The 6,780-nt window shown below is 57.0% G+C and carries 6 protein-coding genes; 5 read left to right on the forward strand and 1 reads right to left on the reverse strand.

Annotated elements, in window-relative coordinates:
• The first annotated feature begins 158 nt into the window (after positions 1-158).
• Positions 159-872, forward strand: a complete 714-nt coding sequence (locus tag ACETWG_08300) for a YggS family pyridoxal phosphate-dependent enzyme (GenBank protein ID MFB0516591.1) — start codon at positions 159-161, stop codon at positions 870-872.
• On the opposite strand, the gene ACETWG_08305 is transcribed toward ACETWG_08300, so the two are convergent.
• On the reverse strand, positions 869-1,984 hold the full coding sequence (locus ACETWG_08305; protein MFB0516592.1) for a threonine synthase: 1,116 nt from the start codon (positions 1,982-1,984) through the stop codon (positions 869-871). The two genes, ACETWG_08300 and ACETWG_08305, sit on opposite strands and share 4 nt — an antisense overlap.
• 81 nt (positions 1,985-2,065) lie before the next feature.
• On the opposite strand from ACETWG_08305, the gene ACETWG_08310 reads away from it, so the two are divergent.
• The 4 genes from ACETWG_08310 (at position 2,066) to ACETWG_08325 (ending at position 6,587) form a co-directional block, all read left to right on the forward strand.
• Positions 2,066-3,196 (forward strand): alanine racemase, encoded by a 1,131-nt coding sequence (locus ACETWG_08310; protein MFB0516593.1) that lies wholly within the window; start codon positions 2,066-2,068, stop codon positions 3,194-3,196.
• A gap of 157 nt (positions 3,197-3,353) precedes the next feature.
• A complete protein-coding gene (locus ACETWG_08315; protein ID MFB0516594.1) occupies positions 3,354-3,905 on the forward strand; it encodes a MarR family winged helix-turn-helix transcriptional regulator in 552 nt (183 codons plus the stop codon).
• 170 nt (positions 3,906-4,075) lie between these two features.
• Positions 4,076-5,455, forward strand: a complete 1,380-nt coding sequence (locus tag ACETWG_08320) for a KamA family radical SAM protein (protein ID MFB0516595.1) — start codon at positions 4,076-4,078, stop codon at positions 5,453-5,455.
• Positions 5,456-5,606: 151 nt separating this feature from the next.
• Positions 5,607-6,587, forward strand: a complete 981-nt coding sequence (locus ACETWG_08325; GenBank protein ID MFB0516596.1) for an aldo/keto reductase — start codon at positions 5,607-5,609, stop codon at positions 6,585-6,587.
• The last annotated feature ends 193 nt before the right edge of the window (positions 6,588-6,780 follow it).

Consider the following 6,780-nt stretch of genomic DNA (forward strand, 5'->3'; position numbering starts at 1 on the left):
TATCTGGCGGAGTTAATGGGGTCAGTCTGGGCCCTGCTGGCGGTATTGTAGTGCCTCGCTGATAGGTGCAGGCCGGTAGCGGCGGTTAAAGAAGAACATCAGATCCCAGGGAGTTGTTTTTGGAAAATCCTTGGGTTTGGGCGCGTTAAATTATTCCCATGATGGCAGGCGATAGCCCGGCAGGTATTCTCAATCCCCAGGCTTTAGCGGAGGTACAAGCCCGCATCGCCGCCGCCAGAGCCGGTAGCAGCAACTCTGCTCCCAGGATCACCCTGGTGGCGGTGACCAAGGCCTTCCCGGTGCAGACGCTGGTCTCGGGCTACGAAGGGGGCCTGCGCATTTTTGGCGAGAGCCGGGTTCAGGAAGCGGCCGCCAAGCTGCCCCGGTTTCCCCAGAGGCGCGAGTGCGAGGTGCGCCTCATCGGCCATCTGCAGTCCAACAAGGCCAGGAAAGCAGTCCAGCTGTTTGACTGCATCGAGTCGGTGGACTCGCTAAAGCTTCTGCACCGCCTGGACTGCATCGCCGAGGAGGAAGATAAAGCAGGATTGCCGATCTATATGCAGATTAATGCTGGTCATGATGAAGCCAAGTTCGGCTTTGATCCCGACGAGCTGCTCAGGCTGGCTGACGAGGTAGCAGCGGTGGAGCAACTCCGGATCGCAGGAATTATGACCATTGCTCCCCTTACTGCTGATGAACAGCGCCTGCGGGACTGCTTCCGCACTGCCCGCCAGGTGCGGGATGCTGTGCAAGCTACAATCCCCACCTGTGTTGATCTGTCCATGGGTATGACAGATGACTTCGAGCTGGCGGTGGAGGAGGGTGCCACCCATGTACGCATTGGGCGGGCGCTGTTTGGGGAGCGGCCCTAGCAGTATCGCTGGTCGTTGCCGGTGATTAGAACCACCGCGCTCTCGTGCTCCTTGATCCATCCGTTAGCGATAAGGATTTCCAGGCCCCGCCAGGCCGCGGCCGCCTCGGGCCCGGCTGGGAGGCCTGAAATCTCTTGGAGCCTGGCCTGTGAGGCGGGGATATCTTCTTCGGCGACCGCTACCGCGGTTCCGTTACTTTCTCTCAACACTGACAGCATCCAGGCCCCGCCCAGCGGTGCCGGTACGTTGAGCCCTAAGGCGCGGGTATATGGATTGGGCCAGGGTGTTATGCGGCTAGCGCCCGCATGGAAGGCCTTTACTACCGGCGCGCAGCCCGCTGCCTGCACGGCTACCATCCGCGGTAGTGGCTTTCGAATCCAGTCCAGGCGCTGCAGTTCCTGAAAGGCTTTCCAGATGCCGATGAGGCCGGTGCCTCCACCGGCCGGATAGACCACCACGTCGGGCAAATCCCAGCCAAGCTGCTCAGAGATCTCCAGGCCCATGGTCTTTTTTCCCTCTACACGATATGGTTCTCTGAGAGTTGAGATATTGAACCAGCTGGCATCCAGTGCCTCTGCCATCGCAGCGCCTGCCGCGGCAATGGTCTCGCCCGCCAGGATGACTTCCGCACCAGTGTCGCGGATTTCATGGATGAAGGATTTTGGGACGGATTCCGGTAGGTAGACCCGGCAGACAAGCCCGCCTGCCAGGGCGTAGGTGGCTGCGGCTACGGCGGCGTTCCCAGCAGATGGCAGGGCCACGCGCTCAACTCCTAAAGCGCGGGCAACCGATAGGGCCAGGCACATACCCCGGTCCTTAAAAGACCCGGTGGGATTGGCGGTCTCGTCTTTGAGATAGATCCTGCGCCCCTGGAAATCGAGCTTTAATAAAGGGGTGTTGGCTTCGCCGAGGGATATGCGGTGCTTTTGCGATATGGAAGGGAAGAAGAGATGGTATCGCCAGAGGCTGGGGAGATCTTCCAGGTCGTCGGGTGTGAATTGGCCCGGGGTGAAGAAGTAGTCGGCCCGCAGGGGCTGGCCGCAGCGCTGGCAGATGGTCTGGAGCTGGTGGGGAGAGTGGGTAGCCTCGCAGGCAGTACACGTAAGAATCATAGACAAAGTTTAATAGTGCCAGCCTGCTGATTGGGAAAGAACTGATCAGCCATGAAACAATTCAGACCGTAAATTAACTCTGTGCACGTTTGTGACTTACCTACTCCGGCCCTGCTTTTAGACCTGGAGACGCTCCAGCACAATTTAGACACAATGGCCGCCAGGGCTCGCTCCCTGGGAGTGGCACTACGCCCCCATATCAAGACTCACAAGTGTGTAGAGATTGCCCGGATGCAGCGGGATCGTGGTGCCCAGGGACTAACAGTGGCTACCCTGGTCGAAGCGGGAATATTTGCCGCCGCCGGTTTTAACGACATCACCTATGCCTTTCCCCTGGAGCCGGGGAAAGTCGACCGGGCCCTGAACCTGGCAGAGCGCGTGACGCTGCGGCTTACATTGGATGATCTGTCCACCGCTGAGGCCCTGGAGACTGCTGCCGCTTCTCGCGGCCAGGAGGTTCACGTGTGGATTAAAGTGGATTGCGGCTACCACCGGGCCGGTGTGGATCCCACCGGTGACTATGCCGTCCAGCTGGCGCGCTTCCTTAGCGGGGCTGCCCATCTTCGCTTTGACGGTCTGCTCACCCATGCCGGCCATGCGTATCATGCGGCCTCGCAGGAGCAACTTGAGACCATTGCCAGCCAGGAACGGGACGTTCTGGTTCGCCTGGCTGATAGGTTGCGCGCTGATGGAACGGCCGTGAGTATGGTCAGTATTGGCTCTACCCCGACAGTATCAGTGGTCAGTAATCTGGAAAGCGTCCAGGAAATTCGTCCCGGTAGCTATGTGTTCTATGACCGGACCCTGCTGGTCCTGGGGAGCTGCCGGCTGCAGGATTGTGCGCTCACAGTCCTTGCGTCAGTGGTTTCGAACCAACCGAATAGCAACTGGCTGGTTATGGATGCCGGGGCGCTGGCCTTATCTCTTGATCCCGGGCCGAGCCACCTTGAGGAAAAAGCCAGCAAAGGGGCCGTTGTCTCTGAAACGACCCCGTTGGCAATTCGTTCTTCCCTGCTGGTAGGGGCTCTCTCGCAGGAACACGGAATCATACAGGGATCAAGCCCTGAAGACCTGGCAGACCTGTCTGTTGGTTCCAGAGTGCGAATCCTCCCTAACCACTCCTGCCTCACGGCGGCACTATTTGATCGTTACGCCGTTGTTAAGGGCCAGGAAGTGTTGGATCACTGGGAGATTCGCCGGTCGAGAAGCTGAGGGATCTCATTCGCCTGCCCAATACCTTTACAGTGAATTTCAGTTATTTGTGGTCGCAGGGGGTATCGAGAGCCAAAAGTGGTTGGATTTTCGGCTCGTGATGGACAAATTACTATTGTACAAAAGTAATTGAGCGGAACATATACCCGGTTTCTCGATGTTAGCTACGAATTCAAATGTAGATCTGGCGGCACCAGCGGTTGTGACCGAACCTGTGTTGGAAAGACCGCCCGAGGATAGGGCTGAGGATCAGGCTCGGAACGTTATTCGCAACTTGCGTGTCGCTTTCCGTATTATCCGGGACCACTCCCGGTGGGTGGAGCGTCAATGTGGTGTGAGCGCTACCCAGCTGTGGACGTTGCGGGAAGTGGCATATCAACCAGGTATCCGGATATCTAATCTCTCGAGGGCCCTGTCTATTCATTTATCAACAGCCAGTAATCTGCTGGACAAACTGGAAGAGAAGGGACTTATCCGCCGCAATCGGGGGAGTTCCGATCAGCGTGAGGTGCGCGTGACCCTTACCGATGCGGGTAGATTGCTTTTAGATCAAGCCCCGGGCCCGAAGCAAGGGCTCTTTAGAGAAGCCCTTAGCCGGATGCCGAATTCGGCGCTGGAGGAGCTGGACCGGGGATTGGTGGCCCTTCTTCAGCAGACGCCCTTAAGGGATCTGGCAAAACCCGAGCCGCTATCCGGGACCGAATCTTAGCCTGGCGAGCTGTTCCCCGGGTATCTTAACGCGCGCTTAAAAAGTGAGACCGCAGCTCGTAGCGCTTCCCGGTTGGGAGCTGCCACAGGCGTTATAATCTTGGGCGGTGGATTCCCTCAATACCGATGCGCTTTTTCAAGTATTTACCAGAATTTCCTTGGGGGTAGGATATGTCAACTGTAGTGGAGTACAAAAAGCGAGCACAGGCTGCCTCGCTGGCGGACGAGGTGCTGCATTTAAAGGTCTATACGAGGCGGAATTTAGACCAAATAGCACCGCTACGGCATTTGCCTGAGGACTGGCGCTTTGCCATGTGGGTGGTGGCCCATGTGTTGCCTTTTCGGGTGAACCAGCATGTGGTTAATGAACTCATCGATTGGAGTAACATTCCGGATGATCCCATATTTCAGCTAACCTTTCCTCAGCCAGAGATGCTTTCGCGTGCGCATTTCAACCGTATGGCAGACCTCCTCCGGGCCAATGCCAGCCGCGACGTACTCCGCAAAGCAGCCATTGAGATCTATTCAGATTTAAATCCGCATCCGGCAGGACAGCGGGAGATGAATGTACCGCAAATCGATGATGAGCCGCTGCCGGGTGTGCAACACAAATACCGGGAGACGGTGCTCTTTTTCCCGAGCCAGGGCCAGACCTGTCACAGTTACTGCACCTTTTGTTTCCGGTGGCCCCAGTTCGTGGGCTACAAGGGGCTGCGTTTCTCAGCCAATAAGGCAGCTGGTTTACACCAATATTTAAAGGAGCACGTGGAAGTCACTGACCTGCTGGTGACGGGTGGTGATCCTTTAGTCATGAAGACGAAGCTCCTGGCGGCGCACATCAAGCCGCTCCTGGCGCCTGAGTTTAAGCATCTGCGGAATATCCGCATTGGTACCAAGGCCTTAACCTACTGGCCATACCGCTTTCTTGGTGATGACGCGGATGAGTTGTTGCGGCTGTTTGAGCGGCTCGTTCGGAATGGAAAGCACGTGGCGCTCATGGCTCATATCACGCACTGGCGGGAACTGGACCCACCGGTGGCCAGAGAAGCTATTCGTCGGGTTCGCGATACGGGTGCCGTCATCCGGACACAAGCCCCGCTAATTGCGCATATCAATGATGATAATCGCGTATGGGCTCGAATGTGGCGAACCCAGGTGAGACTGGGTATGGTGCCCTATTATATGTTCGTAGAGCGTGATACGGGACCGCGGCATTACTTCGAGGTGCCGTTAGCCCAGGGGTGGCATATTTACCGTCGTGCTATCAGGCGGCTCTCAGGTCTCGCTCGCACCGCCCGGGGCCCAACCATGAGTGCGGGTCCTGGAAAGGTGGAAGTCCAGGGTGTCTCGGTGATCCGCGGTGAGCGGGTATTCATCCTGCGCTTCCTTCAGGGTCGGAACCCAGACTGGGTGCATCATCCATTCTTTGCCGAGTTCGATCCTCAGGCTTCCTGGCTGGACCAACTGAAGCCGGCTTTTAACGAGAAAGAGTTCTTTTATGAACCTGAGTATCGCAGCATGTGCTTGAAGTTTGCCACTCCTCAGGACTAACTGGATTCTGAGGTCGGATTAGTTGGCCGGAGAGTTGGCTATCTGATCGGTAGTCGAGCCTGAATCTAATCCTTGTGTAACTAATGAATAGGCTTGGTCGGTGTGATCGCCGAGTATCATTGAAGCGCTTATGGTAGGAGGATAGAACAAGATGCGGATGAGGAAGCTGGGCAAGACCGAGCTTGAGCTGACTACGATTGGCTTTGGTGCCTGGGCCATCGGTGGGGGAGATTATGCCTTCGGCTGGGGGCCGCAGGAGGATCAGGATTCCATCAAAGCCATCCATAAAGCCCTGGATATGGGGATCAATTGGATTGATACGGCTCCGGTCTATGGGCTGGGGCGCTCAGAGGAGGTGGTGGGTAGAGCCATCAAAGGGCTCCGTAATGAGGTGGTGATTGCTACTAAATGTGGCTTTATCTGGGATGATGAGCGGCGCATCACGAACTATCTCAAGGCTGACAGCATACGCCGGGAAGCTGAAGCCAGCCTCCGGCGGTTACATACCGACTATATCGACCTTTATCAGATACACTGGCCTAATCCCGATGAGGACATTGAGGAAGCCTGGGGCGCGATGGTCGAACTGGTTGGTGAGGGCAAGATCCGTTATCCAGCGGTATCCAATTTCAACGTTGTGCAGATGGATAGAGTGGGCGCCATCTATCCGATTGCCTCCCTTCAACCCCCCTATAACATGCTAAGAAGGGACGTGGAAACAGATATCCTGCCCTACTGCAGCAAGCATGACATTGGGGTGGTGGCCTACAGCCCGATGCAAAACGGTCTCCTCACCGGCAAGTTTACCAAAGAGCGCATCCAGAGCCTGCCCGACGATGACTTCCGCAAGACCACGAGTTCCTTCTTCCAGGAGCCGGAAGTGGATATTAATCTCAAGACCGTGGAGGTCCTGAGGCCCATTGCTAAACACCACGATCTCACCCTGGCCCAGCTGGCCCTGGCGTGGGTCCTCCGCAGGACGGAGGTGACCAGCGCAATCACCGGGACCCGCAAACCGGAGCAGATTGAAGAGACCGCTCCCGCCGCCGACTGTGAGCTGGACGGCTGGACCTTGGCCCAGATTGATGCCCTGCTTAAAAAGCGGGAAGAGGAGCTGCGGTCCCTTAGCTGACCAGCGAGCCGGTTGCTATGCTGGCATAGACGGGGAGGAGTCGCCTCCAAGCGTCTTAAGATATCGCTGGTCTAGTGCCACAGGCCCAGGAGGGCCCCCATGATCATCAGTCCCACCAGGTAATAGCCGCCGTTGAACAGGTACAGCTTGAAGGGACGCTTTTCAAACACGACGCCGTCCAGGGTGAAGGTGG

It is taken from the genome of Candidatus Neomarinimicrobiota bacterium, assembly GCA_041862535.1.
Lineage (GTDB): Bacteria > Fidelibacterota > Marinisomatia > SCGC-AAA003-L08 > TS1B11.

Coding starts and splice junctions, on each gene's coding strand:
- ACETWG_08300 (MFB0516591.1), top strand. CDS start 159: ATGATGGCAGGCGATAGCCCGGCAGGTATTCTCAATCCCCAGGCTTTA.
- ACETWG_08305 (MFB0516592.1), bottom strand. CDS start 1,984: ATGATTCTTACGTGTACTGCCTGCGAGGCTACCCACTCTCCCCACCAG.
- ACETWG_08315 (MFB0516594.1), top strand. CDS start 3,354: ATGTTAGCTACGAATTCAAATGTAGATCTGGCGGCACCAGCGGTTGTG.
- ACETWG_08320 (MFB0516595.1), top strand. CDS start 4,076: ATGTCAACTGTAGTGGAGTACAAAAAGCGAGCACAGGCTGCCTCGCTG.
- ACETWG_08325 (MFB0516596.1), top strand. CDS start 5,607: ATGCGGATGAGGAAGCTGGGCAAGACCGAGCTTGAGCTGACTACGATT.